Genomic DNA, 22,386 nt, shown 5'->3' on the forward strand with positions numbered 1-22,386 from the left:
GTATTCGCGCGGCAGCCGGCGGGCTTGGCCCAATTCCTGAAAGCCGCGGCCCGGTCTGGGCCAGGATCAGGCCCCGCGGCTGATCAGGGCCATTTCAAGCTCCACCGTGGTGCCTCCACCTGATCGGGACGACCAGCGAATGGACCCGCCGAGTTCGCTGGTCACCAGGGTGCGGACAATCTGCAGCCCCAAGCCCTCACTGTATGGTCCCGACGGAAGCCCCACTCCGTCGTCAGATACCTGTACGTTGAGAATTTCATCGCCGTCATCGCTGATACTCCGGTTGGCTTTGAGCCATACGGTGCCCTCCCTGTCCTGTAACCCGTGCTCCACCGCATTGGTGACTAGTTCGTTGATCACCAAGGCAAGCGGCGTTGCAAAATCACTGGGCAATTCGCCGAAAACACCTTCCCGCTCGGTGCTGACCCGTTGGGCCGGTGAGGCCACCTCCGCGGAAAGCCGGAACTGGCGTCCGATCAGTTCGTCAAAATCGACGCTCTGGGCCAGCCCTTGGGACAGCGTCTCGTGCACGAGGGCAATGGTCCCCACCCGGCGCATGGCCTGGGCCAGCCCCTGCTTGCCTTCCTCGCTTTGCATTCTGCGGGACTGCATGCGCAGCAGTGCGGCCACGGTCTGCAGATTGTTCTTAACCCTGTGGTGGATTTCCCGGATGGTGGCGTCCTTGGTCACCAGCTCCTGTTCCCGGCGCCGCAGCTCGGACACGTCGCGGCATAGCACAACGGCACCGAAACGCTCGTTGGCATCGCGCAGCGGGATAGCCCGCAGCGACAGACTGACCCCTCGGGATTCGATCTCGGTCCGCCACGGCATTCGTCCGGTAACGACCAACGGCAGTGTTTCGTCTACCATGCGGCGGTCCTGCAGCAGCGCCGTGGTCGCCTCGGCCAGGGATCTGCCCTCCAGCGATTCCACGTCGCCTAACCGGCGGTAAGCCGATACCCCATTGGGGCTGGCGTACTGCACAATGCCCTCAGCATCGAGTCGGATCAGGCCGTCGCCGACCCGCGGGGCACCGCGCCGGGACCCGGTCGGTGAGGCGAAATCCGGCCACAGCCCCAGCGTGCCCATTCTCAGCAGATCGGAGGCACACTGCCGGTAGGTGAGCTCCAGCCGCGATGGCATCCGCGAACTGGAAAGATCCATGTGCGTGGTTACTACAGCCAGCGTGCGGCCGTTGCGGACCATCGGCACAGCCTCCACCCGCATTGCAATCTCGGTATTCCAACCGCTTGTATCCGCGGAACGCTCAATGACCTGGCTGACCCATGCCTTAGCCACTAACGGAGACAAGTCGCTGCGGATCCGGTCGCCGACAAAGTCGGAGTGGAACACGGTATGCGTGGTGGAGGGCCTGACATGGGCCAACGCAACATAACCGTGCGCCGGGTCCGCGTCCGGAAGCGGAAACCACAATGCGAGGTCCGCGAAGGCGAGGTCCGCCACGAGCTGCCAGTCCCCCACCAACAGGTGCAGCCACTCCGAATCTCCCGGGCCCAGATTGGCATGATCCCGGATGGGGTCGGTGAAGATTGCCATCGTCGCTAGTGCCGCACAATGGAGCGCAGGAGCCTCAATGCCACCGACAAGGACGCCATGTCATCTTGTTCCAGCTGATTGACCTCGTCAAACATCTTTCGGGCCCGCCCCAGCTGCTCAGCGTTCTGTGCCTCCCATTGCGCGATCCGCTCCGCAGCGGGTAGCCCCGACTGGGTACCACTCATCACGGCAACGGTCATGTCCGACGTGGTCGCGTATAGGTCGTCACGCAACGCCGCACGCGCCAACGACTGCCACCTGTCGTCCCGCGGCAATGCTGTGATCCGCTCCAGCATTCCGTCGACCCCAAAGTGGTTGTACAGCGCAAAGTAAACGCCTGCAATATTGTCCACCGGCTCCTCGATCCGGCCTGCAACCTTGGCAACATCCAGCAGCGCAAAGCTCTCGAACAGCTGGGCCCAACGTTGCCCCAACTCGCCACGGACGTCCCACTCATCGGAGCGTTCCTGTAACGTCTCGATCCGTGCCTTGTCGACGCCGTCCAGGAAATCGGGAAGTCCATTTCGCAAACCGGTCACTACGGGGCCGAACTGAGCAACGACGTCGTCAATCCGGCGACCATCGGTGCCTTGGTTGGCAAGCCAGCGGACCCCTCGATCCAGCAGCCGCCGGATGTCCAGCTGAATACCCGTCCAGTGCGCGGTGGGGAATGACGGCGGCAGGGCGTTGAGTGCGTCCAGCATGCCGTCCAACTGGTAGATCTCCCGCATTGCGACAAAGGCGCGGGCAATGACCGCCTCGCTCATGGAGGTTTCTTCCATGGCACGGAAAGCGAACGTGATGCCGCCGATATTGATCATGTCATTGGCCACCACGGTGGCGATGATTTCCCGACGCAGCGGGTGGCTGTCCAACTCGGCATCGAAGCGCTCCGCCAACTGGCTCGGGAAATAGCTCCGCAGGGTTTTGCGGAACCAAGGATCGTCGGCGAGGTCGCTGGCTGTAAGGGCACCCGCGAGCTCGATCTTCGCATAGGCCAGCAAAACCGAAAGTTCAGGAGACGTCAGCCCCTGCCCGCTTTCGAGCCTCGTCTTCAGCGTCGCCGTCGACGGCAAAGCCTCGATGTCGCGCTTGAGGTCCGCGGAGATTTCCAGCCAGTCCATCAGACGCTCGTAGCTGGGGCTGGCCTCGACCACGCGCGCCCTGTCCACGAGCAGCAGGATGTTCTGCTCCACATTGTCGTTGAGCACCAGAGAGCTGACCTGGTCCGTCATGTCCGCAAGGAACTGCGCCCGTTCCCCGGGGACCAGCTTCCCTGCCGCCACCATGCGGTCCACGAAGATTTTGATGTTCACTTCGTGGTCAGAGCAGTCAACACCAGCGGAGTTATCGATCGCATCGGTATTGAGAATCACTCCTGCGAGCGCAGCTTCGATGCGCCCGCGCTGAGTCATGCCAAGGTTTCCACCCTCACCGACCACCTTGACGCGCAGGTCCCGGCCATCTACCCGGATTCCGTCGTTTGCCTTGTCCCCCACCATGGCGTGGGTTTCCGTGCTGGCCTTGATGTATGTGCCGATGCCACCGTTGTAGAGCAGATCAGCCGGTGCCAGCAGGATGGCCCGTAGTAACTCCGGCGGGCTCAGCTTCGTGGTTCCTGTCGGTAGGCCCAGCGCGGTGCGCACCTGAGCGGAGATCGGAACCGTTTTGGCCTGGCGGGGGTAGATTCCGCCACCTTCGCTGATCAGCGAGGAATCGTAGTCCGCCCACGAAGAACGCGGCAGGTCAAAGAGCCTACGGCGCTCAGCAAAGGCGCTGGCGGCCTCTGGATTCGGGTCCAGGAAAATATGCCGGTGGTCAAAGGCCGCGAGCAATCGCACGTGCTCGGAGAGCAGCATCCCGTTGCCGAAGACGTCCCCTGACATGTCCCCGACGCCGACGACGGTGAAATCCTCGGTCTGCGTGTCCACGTCCAGCTCACTGAAGTGTCGCTTCACGGATTCCCAGGCGCCCCGGGCCGTGATGCCCATGGCCTTATGGTCGTAACCGACTGAACCTCCGGAGGCGAAGGCGTCGCCGAGCCAGAAGCCGTATTCGGCAGAGAGCGAGTTGGCAATGTCGGAGAAGGACGCGGTTCCCTTGTCGGCCGCGACAACGAGGTAAGAGTCGTCGTCGTCGTGCCGTACAACCCGCTCCGGCGGGACCAGCTGCTCGCCGTCAGTGCCGGTGACCAGGTTATCGGTGATGTCGAGCAGACCGCGGATGAATGTCTTGTAGCTGTCCACGCCCTCAGCCATCCACGCCGCACGGTCAACGGCCGGATCCGGCAATGCCTTGGCGAAGAACCCGCCCTTGGCGCCGGTGGGGACAATGACTGCGTTCTTGACCGTCTGCGCCTTAACCAGTCCGAGGACCTCGGTCCGGAAATCCTCGCGCCTGTCCGACCAACGCAAGCCGCCGCGGGCCACCTTGCCGAAGCGCAGATGCACGCCTTCAACCCGGGGCGAGTAGACCCAGATCTCGAACATCGGCCGAGGGAAGGGCAGCCCGTCGATCATGGCGGGGTTGAGCTTGATGCTCAGGTACGGCTTGTCTTGGAAGTAGTTGGTGCGCAGCGACGCTTCAATCAGGTTCGCCAGCGTGCGCAGCACCCGGTCGGCATCGAGGGTTGCGACGTTTTCCAGTCCTGCGCTCAGTTCCGTGCGCACCTGGTCCAGCCGAACGGCACGTGCCTCGGCGCTGAGTTCTGGATCAAAGCTTGCGCCAAAAAGCTCCACCAGGGAACGTGCCACCCCGGCGTTAGCCAGCAGCGTGTCCGATACGAAGCCGTAGGAGTTGGCATTACCCATTTGGCGCAGGTACTTAGCGTAGCTGCGCAAGATGACTATCTGCCGCCAGCCCATGCCCTCGCGGAGCACCAAGCGGTCGAAGGCATCTGATTCGCTGGCTCCGGTGATGGCGGCGCCAAAGGCCTCCGCGAGCAGGCCGGCGGTGGCGATCGGGTCGATTCCCTTCGGATACCCCAAGCCCAAATCGTACAAGAAGAAATCCCGTTGATCTGCGGTCCGGATTTCGAACGGGCGCTCGTCCAACACCTCAAGTCCCAGGTTGTGGAAGTAAGGCAGGATCTGGCTCAGGCTCTTCGGATCGGCCATATAAAGCTTGATCCGGGCATCCTCCTCCCGGTCCGCCTCGCCGCCCTGCGGGATGTAGACGTAGGTTCCGGGCATACAATGCCCGACGTCGCCGCCGGTTGCCTTCAGTGCCTTGTAGGCAGTATCAAACTCTTCAAAGCGGCGGATGTCCTCCAGCCCCTCTTCGACCTCGAAAATCACCCGGTATCCGGCGGGGAACGCGTCGGACCACTTAGCTGCCAGCCGGTTGGCGCTTTCGAGTTGGTGCGCGCCGCGGAGTACCTCGCTAATGCCCTCCGGCCAGGACCGCGCCGCCATGACCAGTCGCTGCTCCAACGCGGCGGCGTCCACGGTACCCAGCTCTTCGCCCTTGGGCAGCCTGATCCGGAAAAAGAGCCGGGCCAGGGCCGATTCGCTCATCCTGGCTTCGAAGTCAATGGACACGGCGTCGAAGGTGCTGGTCAGCTCCGCTTCAATCCGGTGCCGGACGGCGGTGGTGTACCGGTCCCGCGGGATGTAAATCAGAGCGGACATGAAACGGCCGTAGATGTCCGGCCGCAGGAAAAGCCGTGTGCGGCGTCGTTCCTGCAGACGCAGGATCCCTTGTGCGGTGTTGATCAGATCCTCAACCTCGATCTGGAAGAGCTCATCCCTAGGGTAGGTCTCCAGCACCGCGAACAGGTCCTTGCCGGAGTGCGAATCCGGCGGAAAGCCGAAGTGACGCAACACGGCATCGATTTTCTCCCGCACAACCGGAATGTTCCGAACACTTCCCGTGTAAACCGTGGAGGCAAAAAGGCCGATGAACCGCTGTTCACCGTTGACGTTGCCCGCCGCGTCGAAGGACTTCACCCCGATGTAGTCCAGATACGCCGCGCGGTGAACGGTGGAACGGGAATTGGCTTTTGTGATAACCAAGGCACGCTTCTCCCGTGCCTTGCGCCGGCCGGTGTCCGTCAGATGCTGGACGTGCTTATTGCCGCGGTCATCGCGCAGCAGCCCTAGCCCGCTGCCGTCCCTGTTGACGAGGACGTCCTCGCCGTCTTCCCGAATCAGGTCATATTCCCGGTAGCCAAGGAACGTGAAGTTGCCGGCGTCCATCCAGTGCAGCAGATCTTCGGCTTCGCGCAGATCCACGATGGACTCCGCGGCGCGCACTTTCCCCAGCAGCTCGGCCCGGCTCAGTGCCCGCTCGCGCATCGGCTGCCAGTCCTCTACCGCGGCCCGGACATCGCTGAGAACCTTCGTCAGGCCTGTGCGCAGGGCCTCTTTGACGGCGTCGTCGACCAGGTCGATCTCGACAGCGATCCACGATTCCATGAAGGAGGCGTTATCGCCCTGGGCAATAAGGTGGGACATGTTGGGCATCGCAGCAGTATCACCGCTGGCGACGCCGACGTGGGAGGGAACGCGTGCAACGCGGACAAGCTCATGAGTGTCTTTGTTTCGGGTAACGACGAACATCGGGTGCAGGACCAGACGGATGGCGGTGTTTTGCCGGACTAGTTCAGCGTTGAGCGAGTCAACCAGAAACGGCATGTCGTCGGTAACAATGTAGACTACGCTGCGCTCCGTCTCCGAGGTGATATGCACCTTGGCCTCGCCCGGGGAGCGGTCATGGGCCAGGCTGCGGTGCTCCAGCACGCGGTCCTTCAGTGTCTGCGGATCGTACGCCTGCGAATCCTCGGCAGCGAGCTGCTGGTAATAATCGGCGCTGAACGCTTCCAGCACCGCTGGATCTGACACCGCTGCATCCAGGACCGTTTCGGCCGAGTTGATTCCAGACGACATGAAGTAACGCCTCCGTGAGAGTTGTGAAGTCCGCCTCATTGCGGTCCGGCTTCGAGCCTAGCGTGAAACACCGGTCCGTGCTGTGGTCCTTCCGACAGCGGATCTGCGCTTGAGCTGGGCGGGTGCACAAACGATTCCGGCGATGGCAGCACGCAGCGCTGCCTCCGGCACGGCCTCAAGGAGAAGCTGACCGGCGTTGAGGGATTTATCAGCGGCGGCGGGATCCCAAGGCAGAAAATGGCCGATCCCCAGTTCGGGTCCGAACCGATCCCATGCCAGCTTCAGCGCGCGTTCCGGAGCTCTACCAGTGGCAGCGCTACGGACCTTGTTCAGGGCTACGACGAGTTCTGCCTGAGGCAGCAGTGCAGTCAACTCAGCAAGGCCGCGCACCAGACGGGGAAGCCCGACCGCGTCCGCCGCGCCGACGGCGAAGATAGTATCCGCAGCTGCCAGCGACCGCAGGGTGGCCGCATTGCGACGCGGTGCGGCCGTGTCAAAACTGAGTTCTTCATCCGTTTCCAGACAAAACCCACAATCGATCACCGTGACGTCGGCAACTTCCCGGCACAGCCCGAGGACACCAACCAGCGCGGCCGAACGCAGCTCTGGCCATCTGTCCGCTCGGGTTAGACCGGTCAGCACACGTATTTGACCACCAGCGAAAACTACCGATGCCGCCACGTTCCGCAGACCCTCCGCAGTGAGAAGCCCCTGATCCGCGAGGCGGCACGCCTGTGCAAGACCCGCTGATTCATCCAGCAGGCCAAGGCTTGCGCTGATGCTCGGGCCGTAGCTATCGGCATCCACCAGCAGGACCGAAATACCGCAGGCGGCAAGCTCGGCCGCCATGTTCATCGCGACCGTCGTGCGGCCGGGTGCTCCAGTCGGTCCCCATACCGCCAGAATGCGTGTGGCGGGTAGCGCGGCAGGAGGTTCCGTTCCGTCCGCGGGATCAGCTGCCGGAACGCCGTGCGCTGCCGGCTGCAGAGCTGGTTGCTCCATTGGCGGTGCGGAAGATCCATCGCCGCTGAAGCGATTCAGCGCACGTGCTCCGAAGCGCTCCGTTGGTCCCCCCGCGCTTGACGTACCCGCGGCCGAGGCAACTGCCACCGCTATCCGGTCGGCCAGTGCCGCCGGGTCGGTGCTGCAGGCCGTCACAACGGCGCCAATCCCGCGCAGCCGGGCGGCCTCGTCGTCGTCGGCCAGTACGACGACGACGACCCCGACCGCCGATAACCGGTCCACTAGCGTGGCGGTGAGTTCCGTTGCGTCACCGAGGACGACGGCGGCGCGCGCCAAGCCGCTTTGGCAGGCCGCTAGCAGCTCCGCGAGCTCGCCGCAGCGCCGCACCACCGTCACCGGGCCGTGCAGCTTTTCCAGTTCGCCGACGAGGTCCTGTGTGCTCTGTCCCACTGTCACAACGGGGATCTGCATCATGGTCCGCCAGCCGGGTTCCAGACCACCGCGATCTTCGCCTTGTTGGCTAAGGCACCGAGCAGTTTAGGCATCTGCACCGTGCTGACCAGAACGTGCAGAGCGGTGGATTTAGTGCCTCCCAAAGCCGATGATGCGGGGGTCAGCTGCGCAACCTCGGCGGCGGGCAGAAGCAGCGACGGCTCGGCGTAACCGTTCTTGCCGTTGGGAAGGGAAACCCACACATCCACGCGGGAGCCGACCCCGACCTCCTTCGGTAATGCCTCGTCCAGGGTCAGCACCGCCGGCTTCCGGTCTAATGTATCCGGCGTTCCCATGCTGGATTTAGTCAGCAATTCGCCACGAGGCACCAACCGAACCGCCACCTGCCCGGCCGGCAAGGCATCGGAGACCATCGTATACAGTCCCTGCGCATCGCCGAGGCGAACCCGCACGATGGTCAGTTCCGCGGCAGTAATTTTTTGTCCCAGCACGATATTGTCCCGAGCGGCATAGACCTCTGTCGTCTGATCTGCGCTGCCCACCAGCGCAGTCACCGATGCAATGGATGCCAGCACCAATAAAATACCCACCAGCAGGCGCGGATCCTTCCAGGACGGCTTCTTCAGCCGCGCTGCTGGACGCAGCCCTTTATCGGTTGCTCCGATGGCAGAAGCTGCGTAGGGCGACCCACCGTTTGCCGCCCCGTCAAAGCTCATCTGTTCTTCCCCCGAATGTTCTCTGGTAATTTCCATGACCGCTGCACCTCCAGCGGTCATGGTTCCGCGGGGTGGAGTTGTGCTGGCGTTTTTTGATCGTGCTCCTAGTTCTAGTGGTTGGCGACAGAGAAGGAAAGAGCCAACCCCAATAATGTGCAAAACCTTTTCCCGCTCCGTCACGCCAGAAGCGCAGCGGACGCGCGCCCGCCCGTCGCGGAGTGGGTAACTGCAGTGGGATGTGCATAAACGTGTCAAGGATAACCAAACGTGGCAGGATGGGCCTATGCCACGCTTCCTGACTCTTGCCGATGTAGCCGAGCAACTGCAGCTTTCCGCGGCGGCCACCTACGCCTTGGTACGCAGTGGGGAGCTTGCCGCCATTCAGATTGGCGGACGTGGGCAATGGCGGGTGGAAGAGACTAAATTCGAAGACTTTATCCAACGCCGGTACGCGGCAACAGAGCAACTACTGGCAGAATCTAAGGCCGCCCAACTACCGGGCAACAAGACTTCCGCAGACCGGGCCGACATCTGAAGCGCAGGGCTGACGCAATTTCCCTAATCCTGCCGCAGCATGCGCGCCTTCGGTTTGGTGGATGGCTAGATCGACGTCTGCGCCCGTGAGCTTATGGCCACGATGGCAGCGAAAGGGATTCCAGTACGGGCCCGGACGCTGCTTTCCCGCCGGGCCTCGCCGTCGCTAAGCACCGCCAATTCCAGGAAATCGGAGCCGACCCTGTCAAGTACGCCGGTCACCGGTGAGCTATTCTCGCCGATCTCTGCCCCCACCAAATAGATACGGACAGGGACGCGCTCACGTGCCAGAGCCCGCAGACCCGCCGCCAGTGTGTGCGGAACCCGGCTCACCGGTTTCAGCACTCCTTTGGGCAGACCAGAGATTCGGGTCAGGTGCCGCAGCGGGATCAGCACGGACCGCTGCGCCTCGACCAGCAGAAGCCACTCCTGTCCGACGTAGGAGACGGTTCCACTGAACCGCACGTAACCGTTCAGAACGACGCTGACCGGCGAATCGACTGCGCCTCGGATCCGGTCAGCCAGCGATATCGCGGACTCCTCCATTCGAACCAGTTCCGCGACGTCTGTTTCCAGTTCCAGCAGCCGCGCGGCCGCCAGCTGATTCTCCAGATCGTGAAAAAGTGAGTCCCATCGCATCCGGCCAGCCTACGAGCGGCGGTGGGCGGGGTCAACGGCCCCACCACTTATCCACACATCAACTCCAGCTCTGGACAAAAACGGTTGAAATGAATCAAAATGAATCTGGAAGTATCAAACACCGTCAAAACAGACCCTCCGATAGATTTCGGCATGAATCGTTTTCGGCTCTGGCGAGGTCTGCTTTTTGTTTATCCGCTTGCTTGTCAGCTTTTTGTCAGGTTGTTGATTAGGGAGGACACAATGCGCAAACAGTTGCGGGCCGATGCAGCAATGGCCGGCACAATTCTGCTCCTCGGAGCTGTGCTTGCCTTGACCGGGTCGGCGCTGCTGCAGCGCTGGTTCAGCGGCAGCGGATTCCTGCACCCACCGCGCTTTGAGGAAGCAATCGGCGCCGTCTCGGCGGCAGTCGGATTCGCCGTCGTCATCTGGTGGCTCCTGTCCTTTGTCCTCGCGGTTCTCGCCGGCGTCCTCCAGCGCACCGGCCATCGAGAGGCTGCTGATGCCATGGGGCGTTTGGCTCCGACATTTATGCGCCGGCTCGTTCTGCTTCTCCTCGGCGTTAATCTTCTCTGCACACCGCTTGCCCACGCTGCCGATGAACCGATAAACCCGCTGTGGCAGCCGTCGGTCTCTACTATCGTGCCGACACCAGCTCCCGCATCGGCGCCGGTTTTCCGCCAGTCGGGCCGTACTTCATCGGAACCCAATCCCCTCGGCGAACCGGTCAGCCCGCTATGGCAGCCGCAGGCACCCATCATCACGCCGGGTCTGCTCGCCCCCGCTCCCAGCCGTTCGCCGTCGGGTTTCGCCCCGCTACTGGACCAGCAGGGAGCGGCTGCCGGCAGTCAGCCCGGTTCAGCACAGGTACCGGACGCAGCAGAAGATCACAAAGCGGTGGTCGTGAAGGCCGGCGACACTCTCTGGACTTTGGCAGCACAACAGCTTGGTCCGCTGGCAACCGACGCCGAGGTGGCCCGTCAATGGCCGGCCTGGTTCAGAATCAACCGCTCGATTATCGGCCCGGACCCGTCATTGATCCTTCCCGGCCAGATCCTGCGTGCCCCATGAGTGCCGATTTTCGCAACCGTAATTTCGAGCAAGGAGACAACCATGAACACTCAAGCAGCTCGTGACAGTAGTGCCATAACCCACAGTGCTGCCTTAACCGACAGTAGTGCCCTAACCGACAGTACTGCCCTAACCCCCAGTCCGTCCCTACCCCACGGTGGTGCGGCCGCCGGCGGGGCTGCTCCAGCATTGATCTCTGCCCCTGTGATACGGAGCCGTCCTGCACCAGTACAGGACGACTCCAGCGAGGATATCGCTCCCGTCATCCCGATGCCGCCCCGTCGTCGAAACAACCGTGTTCCAGCAGGCCCCTTAGCCCGGTCGGGCAACCCCGCAAACCGTGGCGCGCGAAGCTCAGCAGAGGCGCTGATGGCTCCAGTGGAGCTGGTAGGAGAGGGCAGTGCGCGCGCCGGCACCATCGAAGGATCTGTTACCGGGGCAGAAAAATTCCAGCTCGATCTTGCCAGGGCACAAGCCGGGGAGGCGGCGCTGGTGCGGTCCATGACCGCTAAGATCGGGCAGGCCGCTGTGGAAGTGCTTGCCGGCAGCCGCCCCGCGCACCAGCTCGCCCGCTGGTTGGATGCGCGCAGTTATGAGGCGCTGCAGATCCGCGCGGAGCTGACCAGATCGGTGCAGCGGAATCTGGAACACAGCGGCGTGCACAGCAACGTCCACGAATTACACCGCAACCCATCGGTTCGGTCCTTGCACTGCTGCGCCGTCAGACCCGGCGTTTACGAATCCTCACTCGTTATTGCCGAAAGCCAGCGAATTCGTGCCCTCGCCATGCGCTTGGAAGAGCGTAACGGTGTCTGGAAAGTTACCGCCCTCGAAATCGGGTAACGCGAACATGACTGGTACGCGCGACGCCCCCGGCGGCCACTGTCGACCACCGGTGGAGGCGTGCTCTTCGCGTGCTGCGCAGCGTTACCGGCGTTAGCGGCGTTTCTTCTTCTTGGTCTTCGCCGCAGCAGCCTTCGCCGCACCCGTCTTCTTCGCCGCGGGCGGCAGACCGGTTCCGCGTGAACTCCGCTCGGTATGTGTCTCTGCTTCGCCGGACACGTCCGGCGCGGTGAATTGCAAAGAGGCCGGCTGTTCAGGAGCCTGCAGGCCCGGGGCGTTGAACTTCACCGCGGCGTGTTCGTCCGCTGCCGTTGTGGGCGGGCCGTCCTGCCCTCCGCCCTGCGAATCGCCATCGGACGCTGCGCCGGCGACGCGCTGAAGAAGCGACGCCGGCTGGTCAGCGACGACGCCAACCCGGGCAGCGGCGGGCTCCTCCACCTGGACCTCCAGGTTGAACAGCAGCCCTATGCTTTCCTCCCGGATGGCACCCATCATGGCTTGAAACATGGTGAAACCCTCGCGCTGATACTCAACGAGCGGATCGCGCTGCGCCATCGCCCGCAGGCCGATGCCTTCCTTCAGGTAATCCATCTCGTAAAGGTGCTCCTGCCATTTACGCCCCACGACCGAGAGCACCACCCGGCGCTCCAGTTCCCGCATCGTTTCCGAGCCGAGCCTCTCCTCGCGATCCTGATACGCCAGCTTCGCATCCGAGAGCAACTCAGTTTTCAGCAACTCAGGGGTAATGCGATCTTCACCGCCAGCCTCTTCTTCGAGTTCTTCAGTGCTCACCGAGACCGGGTACAGCGTCTTCAGGCTGCCGAGCAGCCCCTGGAGATCCCAATCCACGCTATGACCCTCGGCCGTAACAGCGTCAATGGACTCGGATACGGTGTCTTCCAGGAAGAATTGGACCTTTTCATGCAGATCGTCTCCCTCGAGGATCCGCCGACGGTCACCGTAGATGGCTTCACGCTGGCGGTTAAGGACGTCGTCGTATTTGAGCACATTTTTGCGCTGTTCGGCGTTGCGGCCCTCCACCTGGCCCTGTGCGGAGGCGATCGCCTTGGACACCAACTTGGACTCCAGAGCCACGTCGTCAGGCATCACCGAGCGGGACATCAGACGTTCCGCCGCTCCGGAGTTGAAAAGACGCATCAGGTCATCGGTGAGTGAGAGGTAGAACCGGGATTCGCCCGGATCGCCCTGGCGGCCGGAGCGGCCGCGCAACTGGTTGTCGATGCGGCGTGATTCGTGACGTTCGGTGCCGAGCACGTACAGCCCGCCCGCCTCGACGACGTCGTCATGTTCGGCCGACACCGCATTTTTGGCGTCCTCGAAAGCCTCGGTCCACGCTGCCTCGTATTCCTCCGGCGTCTCTTCCGGATCCAGCCCGCGGGCCGCGAGCGCGGCGACGGCGTTGAATTCCGCGTTACCGCCCAGCATGATGTCCGTACCGCGGCCGGCCATGTTGGTCGCTACCGTGACGGCACCCTTGCGGCCGGCCTGTGCCACAATCGCGGCCTCCCGCGCATGGTTCTTCGCGTTGAGGACCTCATGCTTGATGCCGCGCTTGGCTAACTGCTTGGAAAGATATTCACTCTTCTCCACGCTCGTCGTACCGACCAGAACGGGTTGCCCTGACGCATGCCGCTTCGCGATGTCCTCGACGACGGCGTCAAACTTCACCACTTCGTTTTTGTAGACGAGGTCCGATTGGTCGATCCGCCGCATCGGTTTGTTGGTCGGGATCGGCACCACGCCGAGGCTGTAGGTCCCCATGAACTCGGCGGCTTCCGTTTCGGCCGTTCCGGTCATGCCGGAAAGTTTCTTGTACAGCCGAAAGTAATTCTGCAGGGTAACGGTGGCCAGGGTCTGGTTTTCCGCCTTGATTTCCACGCCCTCTTTGGCTTCGATGGCCTGATGCATACCCTCGTTGTAGCGCCGGCCGGCCAGAATACGGCCGGTGTGCTCGTCGACGATGAGGACCTCGCCATCGAGGATAACGTAATCCTTGTCGCGCTTAAACAGTTCCTTGGCCTTAATGGCGTTGTTCAGGAACCCGATGAGTGGTGTATTTGCGGATTCGTAGAGATTGCTGACACCGAGGTAGTCCTCGATCTTTTCAATGCCGGGTTCCAGCACGCCTACCGTGCGCTTTTTCTCATCCACCTCGTAGTCGTCCTCATTGTTCAGACGCAGGACCATCTTGGCGAATTCCCCGTACCAGCGGTTTGCGTCCCCGGACGCCGGGCCGGAAATAATCAGCGGCGTCCGGGCCTCGTCGATCAGGATGGAGTCCACCTCGTCAACAACGGCGTAGTGGTGCCCGCGCTGGACCAGCTCTTCCGCGGACCACGCCATATTGTCACGCAGGTAGTCGAACCCGAACTCATTATTCGTGCCGTAGGTGATGTCCGCTTCGTACTGCTGGCGGCGGACGGACGGGTCCTGGTTGGACAGGATGCACCCGCTCGTCAGCCCCAGGAACCGGTAGACGCGCCCCATCAGATCGGACTGGTACTCCGCCAGGTAGTCATTGACCGTGACCACGTGTACACCATTGCCGCCGAGGGCGTTCAAATACGCCGGGGCGGTCGCAACCAACGTCTTACCTTCACCGGTCTTCATCTCGGCGATATTGCCCAGGTGAAGCGCCGCGCCGCCCATCAGCTGGACGCGGAAGTGCCGCATGCCCAGGGTGCGTGAGGACGCCTCCCGGACCGCCGCGAAGGCCTCCGGCAGCAGATCATCGAGCAGCTCGCCGTCGGCGTGGCGCGCCTTGAGCTTGTCCGTTTCCTCGCGGAGTTCGGCGTCGGTGAAGGTCTGGAACGGCTCCTCCAGCCTCTCGATGGCATCCGCGTAGACATGAAGACGCTTCAGTGTCTTGCGGTCACCGGTACGGAGGACTCGCTCGAGAAGTGATGGCACGGATGTTGCTCCCAATCTGTGGCTGCCTAAAACTGGCCTTTTCAGTCTACGTGACCGGATGAACGGAGCGCTTCTTCTGTTCCCCCGCCGCCGGACCGGACAGCTGCTGCGAGTTCGGCCGCCAGTGTTCCAACCGGTTCGACGACGACGTCGGCAAGCGAGAGCCAACTGGCCATCAGCCGTAATTCAGCGGCAAGCTCGGTGGCCGTTCCGGCGGGTGCATGCGCCTCGGCAAAAGCACCGCGGACCAGCAATACGCCATTGTTCCTATCGGCCTTGAGATCCACTCGTGCAACCAATCGCTCGCCGAGGAGGAATGGCAGCACGTAGTAGCCGTATCGGCGTTTGGCTGCCGGCGTATAAATCTCGATCCGGTAATGGAAGCCAAAGAGCTGATCCAGCCTGCGCCGCTCAAAAACCAGCGAATCGAAGGGACTTAGCAGCGCCCGCCCCATGGCCTGCCGCGGCAGTACCGCATCCACATGCCTGAAAAGCGCGGCATCCCAGCCACGCACGGTGACGGGCAGCAGAATTCCACTGTCCGCCAGCTCAGCCACGGCCCGCGCGGCCGGTTTTACCGGGAGCCGAAAATAGTCGGCAAAACACCGGATCGTACCGATTCCGTGCGCGGCCGCCGCTGCCTGGATGAGCCTGCGCAGCGAAGCGTCCGGATCGAGCTGACTGCCCGACGGCGGCAAAATAGCACCGGTCAGCGTGTACCTGCGCTCAAACTGAGGCGTGCGCGAAGCCACGCTGAGCGTTCCCTGCTCGAAAAGATCTTCCAGCACACGCTTTGCAGCACTCCAGTTCCAGCCCCAGCCATCGGACACCTTTTCCTGCCGGTGGTCAATTGCCTTGGTGATTTCCCGTGCTGTTAGAGCATCCCCATCCGCCAGTAGAGCCAGAATCCGTGTTTCCAGTGATCTGCGCAGATCCGGCTCCAGCCCCTGGGCACCGACCCATTGACGCTTTTGCCACTGCCGGAGATCCTCGAAATGTTCGGGACGGATGAAACTCGCCTCGTGGGCCCAATACTCCATCATGGCCCGAGGTCCGATCCCGGCGAGCCGATCCGGAATTTGCCGGTCATAGCTGCCCAGCCGCGAGAAGAACGGCAAATAATGGCTCCGGGAGAGCACATTCACCGAATCGATTTGGACCAGCTGAATCCGGGCAAAGGTCCGGCCCACCGCCCGTGCGCTGACGGGTCCGGCGGGCCGTTCCTTTGCTAGTCCCTGTGCTCCCAAGGCAATCCGTCGGGCCTGCGCAAGGCTCAGGTCCGCTGCCATCGAACCTCCAGTTCTAGGCGATGGATGCTTTATCCGGCGAGCGATAGGCAGTGATCTCATCGGCAGGGACCGCGTCCATATCGGCGCAGTCCGCATCCAATGAAATCACACCATATGTCCATCCGCTCCGGCGATACACCACCGATGGGGCTCCGGTAGCCGAGTCGACGAAGAGGTAGAAGTCGTGCCCCACCAGCTCCATATTGTCCACGGCGTCATCCAATGAGACGGCGGCTGCCGGAAAAACCTTACGCCGAATCAGCACTGGTGAATCACCAGCCGGAATGTCATTGTCAATCTCATACGGGGAGCGCTCTTCACGCCCAGCGGCGGCGTTTTCGTCAGTGGATTGGGCGTAGATCGGTTCGGTTGCGCTGACCGTGGGGAGTGCGGCCGTCGCCTCGTTCACTCCCACCGGCGCGTGCCGGCCGTGATGAACCTTCTTCCGGTCTTTTGCGCGTCGGAGTCTTTCCAGAAGCTTGTTGTACGCAACATCGAAAGCCGCGAATTTGTCTCCTGCGGACGCTTCGGCGCGGATCACGGGGCCGCGGCCCTGGACCGTCAGTTCGACCGTGAGCTGGGCATCTGCCGCGCGCGCATTCGTCTCCTTCGACACCTTGGCATCGATGCGTTGAACCTTGTCGCCGAGCTGTTCAACTTTGGACATTTTTTCGCCGGCGTATTCGCGGAAACGATCCGAAACCGTGACGTTGCGGCCGGTGATCAAGAACTCCATGGTGCCCTCCAAATGACTTCGGTGACACGACGGTCCGCAATGCCGTTCAGCCATTGCTTGACCGCCGACGGGTGGTCAACCTCTACGAGGTACCCGTTTACCTACGCTAGTCCACTCATGCCTGATATTCATCTTCCGGCACGCTTTTTTTCGCTGCCGTTGGTCCGCCCGGCCGCGCCTGTCCGCCCTCGCACCGCTTACCGCGATGCCTTAGGAAGGTGCCTTAGGAAGGTGCCTTAGGAAGCAGGGAGCCTGCGGCGTCGGTTTAGATTGACAGCGCCTGTGGTGGGGTGCGATGGTCGGCGCAGAGGTCATTCGCGGATCCAAGGGAGCAAACCATGTCGCCTTCGCCCGTGGCACAGCTGGCCGGCTCGCTGGCAGACATTTCGGAGCTGGTGGACGGTATCCGGGACGAGCAATGGGACTTACCCACCCCGTGCACGCAATGGTCCGTCCACGAGCTGGTGAACCATCTCAGCACAGGTAATCAACTGTTTGCTCATGCCCTTGCCGGCGATTCGCCGTCGACCGCTTCTTTAGCCGCGCTGCTGCCGCCAGGTCGTCCGGCAGCAGCCCATCGGGACTCTGTCGCTGCCCTGCTCGCAGCCTTTGATTCCCCCGGCGTGCTGGAGAGGGTCGTCGTGGTGCCCTTCGGAGCGGTTCCAGGAGCCGTCGCGCTGCATCTGCGGATCGTTGAGGCCCTGGTACACGGATGGGATCTCGCTCATGCCGTTGGCCTCCCGCCGCGGTTCGACCAGGAACTTGCTGAGCAGGAATTAGCGTTCACCCGATTAAGGCTGGCCGATGTTCCACCCGAGCGCAGCCCGTTTGGACCGCAGCGGCCCGTCGCGCGGGACGCTCCGGCGCTGGACCGTCTCGCTGCCTGCCTGGGTCGGGATGTCCCGGTCTCCGCAGCAGATGATCGGTACCGGCGTTAGGTTCTCAGACGAACGGCTCCGAAACGAAGATCGACGTGCGCTGTCAGCTTAGGCCTGTCCGCGGGGCTGCCGTCGCCGCGGGGATCAAGCCTCCGGCGGCGGCTATGACCACCGCTCCGCATACAATCGCGCCGGCGGCCCGGAGCGCGCGGGCGGCTTCTGCGAGCGTGGCTCCCGTGGTCAGCACGTCGTCGACGATCACCACCGTGCGCCCGGCCAGCTCCGCACTCCCGCGCACGTACATGGAATTTCGTACATTTGCGCGCCGGGCCATTCGCCCCAAAGTCTTCTGGCTGCGTTGCCGCCAGGGCAGCCGGGTTTTGAGCCTCAGCGCACGGCAGAGCCTGATACTCGGGGGCAAGGCTGAATACCGGCGTAAAGCCATCAGCAATCGCCATAGCGGATCGTAGCCACGCTTACGGTAGCCCCTGCCGCTGGTCGGGACCGGAATGAGGAGTACTGCCCCGTCCTGCGGCGGCCAGTGCATCCACCGGTGCGGGGGCCAGTGCATCCACCGGTGCGGCGGCCTGCCCAGCGGCGGGTACGGTGAGGAGCCCGCGGCCAGCCCCAGCGCAGCTGACAGGGATCGACCAAGGGGTCCCGCCAACGATGCGGCCAGATCGGTACGCCCGTGATTTTTGAAGGCCAGCAGCACCAATGCCAGCTCATCGCGATAGCTCCCCGCCGCGACCACCGGCAACAGCACAGTGCCGTCCACATCCATCAGCGCCGGAGCGCTCTCTTCGGCGCGGTACGGACGCTCAGTGGCGAGCCGCAGCGCCTTGGCACAACCCGCACACAGGGAACAGTCCTCCGCACCGCAGACCACGCACTCGGCCGGCAGTATCAATGCGGTCATTTCGCGCCAGGCAGATTCCAGCCACAGCCAGCACCGGACCCACCATTGGCTGGCCCTGCCTCGGTGCAGCCCCGGGAATGCAGCCGGAGACCCGGCGGCAGGTCCGGTCAGCTTGTTCATCCATCCACGCTGGCCGGGTTTGCCGCGGCCAGCAAGCATGCGGGCGCAACGTGCGAACAATCAAGGCCCGGATCGGACCTGTGCAGGGAACAGTTGTGAGATAGACCGATCCGCCTAACCGGCGAAGGACGCGTCCGTGACGTCCTTGGCCTGTACCACCCAGCCGTTGCCCAGCCGTGAGTAGATGTCCTTATCGGTCTGCGCATACAGATCCAGCCAGCTATTGCCCGCACTGAGCCAACGCATCCCCTCCAGCGGCGCGAGCTGCTGCGGATCCGATTTCAAATCCAGAATTTCCACCACTACCGGCCCGGTTGAGGACGGCCGCATAACGGCCATACTGGTCTCACTGATCCATACGCCCAGCCCAGGATTCACCGACGACACCACGGTGATGGGAACCGTAAGGTCCTTGGGTACATCTCCGGTCCGTAAAATGCCAGCAAGCTGCACCGAACTGACGCCATTCAAAGTGGAAATGATCAGCGCCCGGCTGCCATCCCGCGAGACCCTGAAATCAGTTACCGTCCGCCCCACCAGCCATTGGACAGAGAGAACGACGGCGGCAGGCGGCTGCCCTGGTTTGCTCACGTCCGGGTGGAAGGCAATGATCTGGCCGCCTCCATCGCCCGCGGCCGTCCAGATCCAGTCCTGCGGCGAAAACGACGGCGGAGTGAGATTAACCCCGGTGGCTCCGGGAACCTCGGCCTGTCCCGGCGCCACACTGAAGGCCTGGCTGTGGTCTGCATTAAGGAACGCGTAAAGCGGTTTGGTGTAGGACTGCGCCGGGTGCGAGGGCCCGTGCTTGGCCATGGAGGCGAGCCCGGCTATTGGCGATATCTGTCCGCTATCAAAATGCACCAGTTCATTTTTGGCGATAGCCACCTGGGTGTGCGGCACTTGGTTATTGACCACTAATGCCGGCTGCCCGGATTCCTGCGGTCCGAGGTCGATTTCGCGGGTATCCGCCCGCAGCGTGACCGACGTGACGGTATTGAGGTTGCGCTGCAGAGTCAGTAGCAGCTGAGCCTGCATCTGCTGCCGCGCCTTCACCGTGGCGTCCAGCAGCGGTTGTGCGGTCAAATCCAGCTGGGCCACCCCATTGTTGATCGGTACCGAGTCGCGCACCAGCTTGATTCCATCCGGAAAAGCGCTGGCTACGGCGCCTTTGAGATACGGCGCGGGACCATTGAGCATCGCCCGGACAATGGATGTCGCCCGGGTAGTGGCCTTCCCTGCAAGCCAGCGAATGTCCGGCACGGCGTAGGCAAATGTCGGGTCATAAAAGTACAGCGAGTACGGGCTGTAGAGCGTGGCGAAGTTCGCGGACTGCAGCATGATCCCGTCCGGGACGCTGCTGATTCGCCATTCACCGTCTTCCTTGACCAGGGAGAACTTGACGGTCTGCACGGCACCGGGATCCGATGGTGTGAGAATGCCGTTTGCATCGACCAGCGATTGAAGGTCGAAGTCAATTTTGAAATCACTGCCGGCGCTACTCTTAGGACCATTGCCCGGGTCAATATCGCTGCCGATACTGACAACCTTGAAGCTGTCTTTGTAGACCAGTGTGCGGGCATCGGCCTTCCAGGTCCCGGCGATCGTGTGGTCCAGGTATTGCCTCGCCACCTGGAAATCGTCCGAAACCCCGGTTCCGGCAGCGATGAACCCCTCAATAATGCTCGTGGGGCTGGCACCCTGAACGGGGGCGTTCTGCCGGAAATCAATGTTGACCGGGTTATTGCGGCCGGCCACCGGATCGCTTTTGCCCACAACTCCGCTGCTGGGAATCACGGCGCACCCGGCGCTGCACAGCAGCATTACGACGACGACGGCCAGCAGGCGCAGCAGCGCCGCCGCGGGTGCTGCGCGCCGGGCAACCGCACGACAGGTAGGTGAGCGGCGGATAGCTGGGCGACGGGTACGCGCGCAGCGGGCGTTCGGGTTATGACGGACGTTCATCAGAGAACCGTCCTTCCGGAAATCGGTTCGGCGCCGGTGATGTTGGATTCGAAGTCGACAGCGGGCACCAGCTCGCCCGTTAGATGCAGGTTCCCGGATGCGTCGTCGTCACCGCCGGGCGGAAGGCCCACCGGAGAAGGACCGGGCGCCGTACCGCTGCGGCGCGGCAGCGTGAGGCGGAAACAGGACCCTACGCCGGGTTTCCCCCACGCCTCGAGCAGTCCTCCATGCAGCCGGCTGTCTTCTGTGGCGATGGCCAGGCCCAGGCCGCTGCCTCCGGTAGTGCGGGCCCGCGCGGGGTCGGCCCGCCAGAAACGGTCAAAGGCCCGCGTCACCTCATCAGCGGACATGCCGATGCCGTGGTCCCGCACGGCCACGGCTATGGTATCCGCGTCCGATGCCACGAAAAGTTCCACCGGTTTCCCATCTCCGTGTTCCAGGGCATTGACCACTAGGTTCCGCAGAATTCTGTCAATGCGCCGCGGGTCCATGTCAACCACACTGCCGTATTTTTCGGTGCTCCCCGCGACTGTCAGGACAGAGCCGCATTGCTCAGCCAGAGGGTGAGCCCCCTCCATCACATTGTGGATGACGGCAAAAATGTCGCCCGGTTCCGCATCAAGTACCGCTGCTCCCGCATCGAACCGGGAGATTTCCAGCAGATCCGCAAGCAGCGCCTGAAAACGCTCTACCTGGTGATAAAGCAGCTCAGCGGATCGCTTGTTCACCGGATCAAACGAATCCCTGGCATCGAAAAGAACCTCCGCAGCCATCCGGACCGTGGTCAGTGGAGTGCGCAGTTCATGGGAAACGTCGGACACGAAGCTCTGCTGCATATGTGACAGCGTGGCCAGTTGCGTGATCTGTTCCTGCAGTGAATTGGCCATCCGGTTAAACGACGACGCCAGACGCGCCACCTCGTCTTCGCCCCGGACCACCATGCGTTCCTGCAGCTGGCCGGACGCAAGTTTCTCCGACACGGCGGCTGCCTGGCTGATCGGGAGGACAACATTGCGGGTCACATAAAGCGCGATGCCGCCAAACAACAGCAGCAAAATGCCGCCGCCAAGCCATAACACCGACTGGATATAGTTCAGCGTCACCTGCGCGTTGTTCAGGTCGTAGATCAGATACAGCTCATAATGAGTGCCGAGGAGATTAACATTACTGCCGACGGCGAGGGCGGGATGTTCCTCACTGCTGCCGGCACTCAAGGAAATTGACTGCCAATACTGGCCCGAATGTCCCTGCACGGCCGTTCGCAGTTGATCGGGGATGATGGCCGGGGTGATTCCGCCGGAGCTCACGGTGGCGACGAACAAGGAATTATTCTGTCCCGGCACCAAGACCATCAGGTACCTGCGTGTGTCGTCAGCGCCGCCGACCTCGAGGAGTTTAAGCGTGTCACGGACGTAGGTCGAGGCGGCCGGGACGTCGCTGAGCTGGGCGTTGTCGAAGCTTTCCTGGACTTGGGAGATGCCGCGGGACGATTCCTGTTTTGCCTGCTGCAGCCGTTCCTGGAAAAGTCCGTTGGCAATCTGGCTTGACAGGTAAGCGCCGACGCCCACTAGAGCGATAAACGCAATGAGCAGGGTGACCAGCACCGTGCGGAACTGCAGTGAGGTGCGCCAGCGACGGCGAAGCCCAAGCCGACGACGGTCCAGCCAGCGACCGGCCGGGCGCAGCACCCAGCGCAGCAGCAGGACCCAGGTCCTTCTCAGCCAACCCGGGATCCGTCGGAGGATCCCTCGCAGGCGCGCCTGCCTGGCTGCCCGGGCATCGGCCGCAGCGCCGGTCGTTAAATTGCCGCCCGCCGCAGGCATGGCTGGACTGGCCCCGCCACGGCCGCGCGGCTTGTGCTCTTGTAGCTTGGTCATCCGTTCCCGCCG

At 62.7% G+C, this 22,386-nt stretch carries 15 protein-coding genes; 4 read left to right on the top strand and 11 right to left on the bottom strand.

Annotation, left to right across the window (positions count from 1 at the left end; all coding sequences use genetic code 11):
• Positions 1-66: 66 nt before the first annotated feature.
• The 4 genes from IV500_RS08530 to IV500_RS08545 are packed head-to-tail and all read right to left on the bottom strand — an operon-like array spanning position 67 to position 8,611.
• Positions 67-1,557 carry a sensor histidine kinase gene (locus tag IV500_RS08530; RefSeq protein ID WP_196396380.1) on the bottom strand — a complete coding sequence of 497 codons (1,491 nt, stop codon included), beginning with the start codon at positions 1,555-1,557 and terminating at the stop codon, positions 67-69.
• A gap of 5 nt (positions 1,558-1,562) precedes the next feature.
• Positions 1,563-6,443, bottom strand: coding sequence for an NAD-glutamate dehydrogenase (locus IV500_RS08535; RefSeq protein WP_196396381.1), 4,881 nt, complete (start codon positions 6,441-6,443; stop codon positions 1,563-1,565).
• A gap of 57 nt (positions 6,444-6,500) precedes the next feature.
• Complete coding sequence (locus tag IV500_RS08540; RefSeq protein ID WP_196396460.1) at positions 6,501-7,877, bottom strand: CpaE/TadZ family protein; 1,377 nt, start codon at positions 7,875-7,877, stop codon at positions 6,501-6,503.
• Entirely contained in the window at positions 7,877-8,611 is a 735-nt protein-coding gene (locus tag IV500_RS08545; RefSeq protein ID WP_230854713.1) for a CpaB family protein, read from the bottom strand. The genes IV500_RS08540 and IV500_RS08545 overlap by 1 nt, the downstream gene beginning before the upstream one ends.
• Positions 8,612-8,858: 247 nt before the next feature.
• On the opposite strand from IV500_RS08545, the gene IV500_RS08550 reads away from it, so the two are divergent.
• A complete protein-coding gene (locus IV500_RS08550) occupies positions 8,859-9,110 on the top strand; it encodes a helix-turn-helix domain-containing protein (RefSeq protein ID WP_196396382.1) in 252 nt (83 codons plus the stop codon).
• Positions 9,111-9,175: 65 nt separating this feature from the next.
• Here the strand turns inward: IV500_RS08550 and IV500_RS08555 are convergent, their stop codons facing one another.
• Complete coding sequence (locus IV500_RS08555; protein WP_196396383.1) at positions 9,176-9,748, bottom strand: hypothetical protein; 573 nt, start codon at positions 9,746-9,748, stop codon at positions 9,176-9,178.
• Between the two features lie 243 nt (positions 9,749-9,991).
• On the opposite strand from IV500_RS08555, the gene IV500_RS08560 reads away from it, so the two are divergent.
• The gene (locus IV500_RS08560; RefSeq protein ID WP_196396384.1) at positions 9,992-10,819 is read left to right on the top strand and encodes a LysM peptidoglycan-binding domain-containing protein; all 828 of its coding nucleotides are present in this window, start codon (positions 9,992-9,994) and stop codon (positions 10,817-10,819) included.
• A gap of 369 nt (positions 10,820-11,188) precedes the next feature.
• Entirely contained in the window at positions 11,189-11,662 is a 474-nt protein-coding gene (locus tag IV500_RS08565) for an Rv3235 family protein (RefSeq protein WP_196396385.1), read from the top strand.
• A 93-nt stretch (positions 11,663-11,755) separates the two neighbouring features.
• Here the strand turns inward: IV500_RS08565 and secA are convergent, their stop codons facing one another.
• The 3 genes from secA to hpf are packed head-to-tail and all read right to left on the bottom strand — an operon-like array spanning position 11,756 to position 16,618.
• Positions 11,756-14,593, bottom strand: a complete 2,838-nt coding sequence (gene secA, locus IV500_RS08570; RefSeq protein ID WP_196396386.1) for a preprotein translocase subunit SecA — start codon at positions 14,591-14,593, stop codon at positions 11,756-11,758.
• Between the two features lie 41 nt (positions 14,594-14,634).
• Entirely contained in the window at positions 14,635-15,882 is a 1,248-nt protein-coding gene (locus tag IV500_RS08575) for a winged helix-turn-helix domain-containing protein (RefSeq protein WP_196396387.1), read from the bottom strand.
• 13 nt (positions 15,883-15,895) lie between these two features.
• Entirely contained in the window at positions 15,896-16,618 is a 723-nt protein-coding gene (gene hpf, locus IV500_RS08580) for a ribosome hibernation-promoting factor, HPF/YfiA family (protein ID WP_196396388.1), read from the bottom strand.
• 338 nt (positions 16,619-16,956) lie between these two features.
• Between hpf and IV500_RS08585 the strand changes: the two genes are divergently transcribed.
• On the top strand, positions 16,957-17,556 hold the full coding sequence (locus IV500_RS08585; RefSeq protein WP_196396389.1) for a TIGR03086 family metal-binding protein: 600 nt from the start codon (positions 16,957-16,959) through the stop codon (positions 17,554-17,556).
• Positions 17,557-17,599: 43 nt separating this feature from the next.
• On the opposite strand, the gene IV500_RS08590 is transcribed toward IV500_RS08585, so the two are convergent.
• The 3 genes from IV500_RS08590 to mtrB form a co-directional block, all read right to left on the bottom strand.
• A complete protein-coding gene (locus IV500_RS08590; protein ID WP_196396390.1) occupies positions 17,600-18,535 on the bottom strand; it encodes a ComF family protein in 936 nt (311 codons plus the stop codon).
• A gap of 114 nt (positions 18,536-18,649) precedes the next feature.
• Positions 18,650-20,497: an LpqB family beta-propeller domain-containing protein gene (locus tag IV500_RS08595; protein WP_196396391.1), complete on the bottom strand. Its 1,848-nt coding sequence runs from the start codon at positions 20,495-20,497 to the stop codon at positions 18,650-18,652.
• The gene (gene mtrB, locus IV500_RS08600; RefSeq protein ID WP_230854714.1) at positions 20,497-22,374 is read right to left on the bottom strand and encodes an MtrAB system histidine kinase MtrB; all 1,878 of its coding nucleotides are present in this window, start codon (positions 22,372-22,374) and stop codon (positions 20,497-20,499) included. Before mtrB ends, IV500_RS08595 begins: the two co-directional genes overlap by 1 nt.
• Positions 22,375-22,386 lie beyond the last annotated feature (12 nt).

Source organism: Arthrobacter terrae, from assembly GCF_015708085.1.
Classification (GTDB): domain Bacteria; phylum Actinomycetota; class Actinomycetes; order Actinomycetales; family Micrococcaceae; genus Arthrobacter_M; species Arthrobacter_M terrae.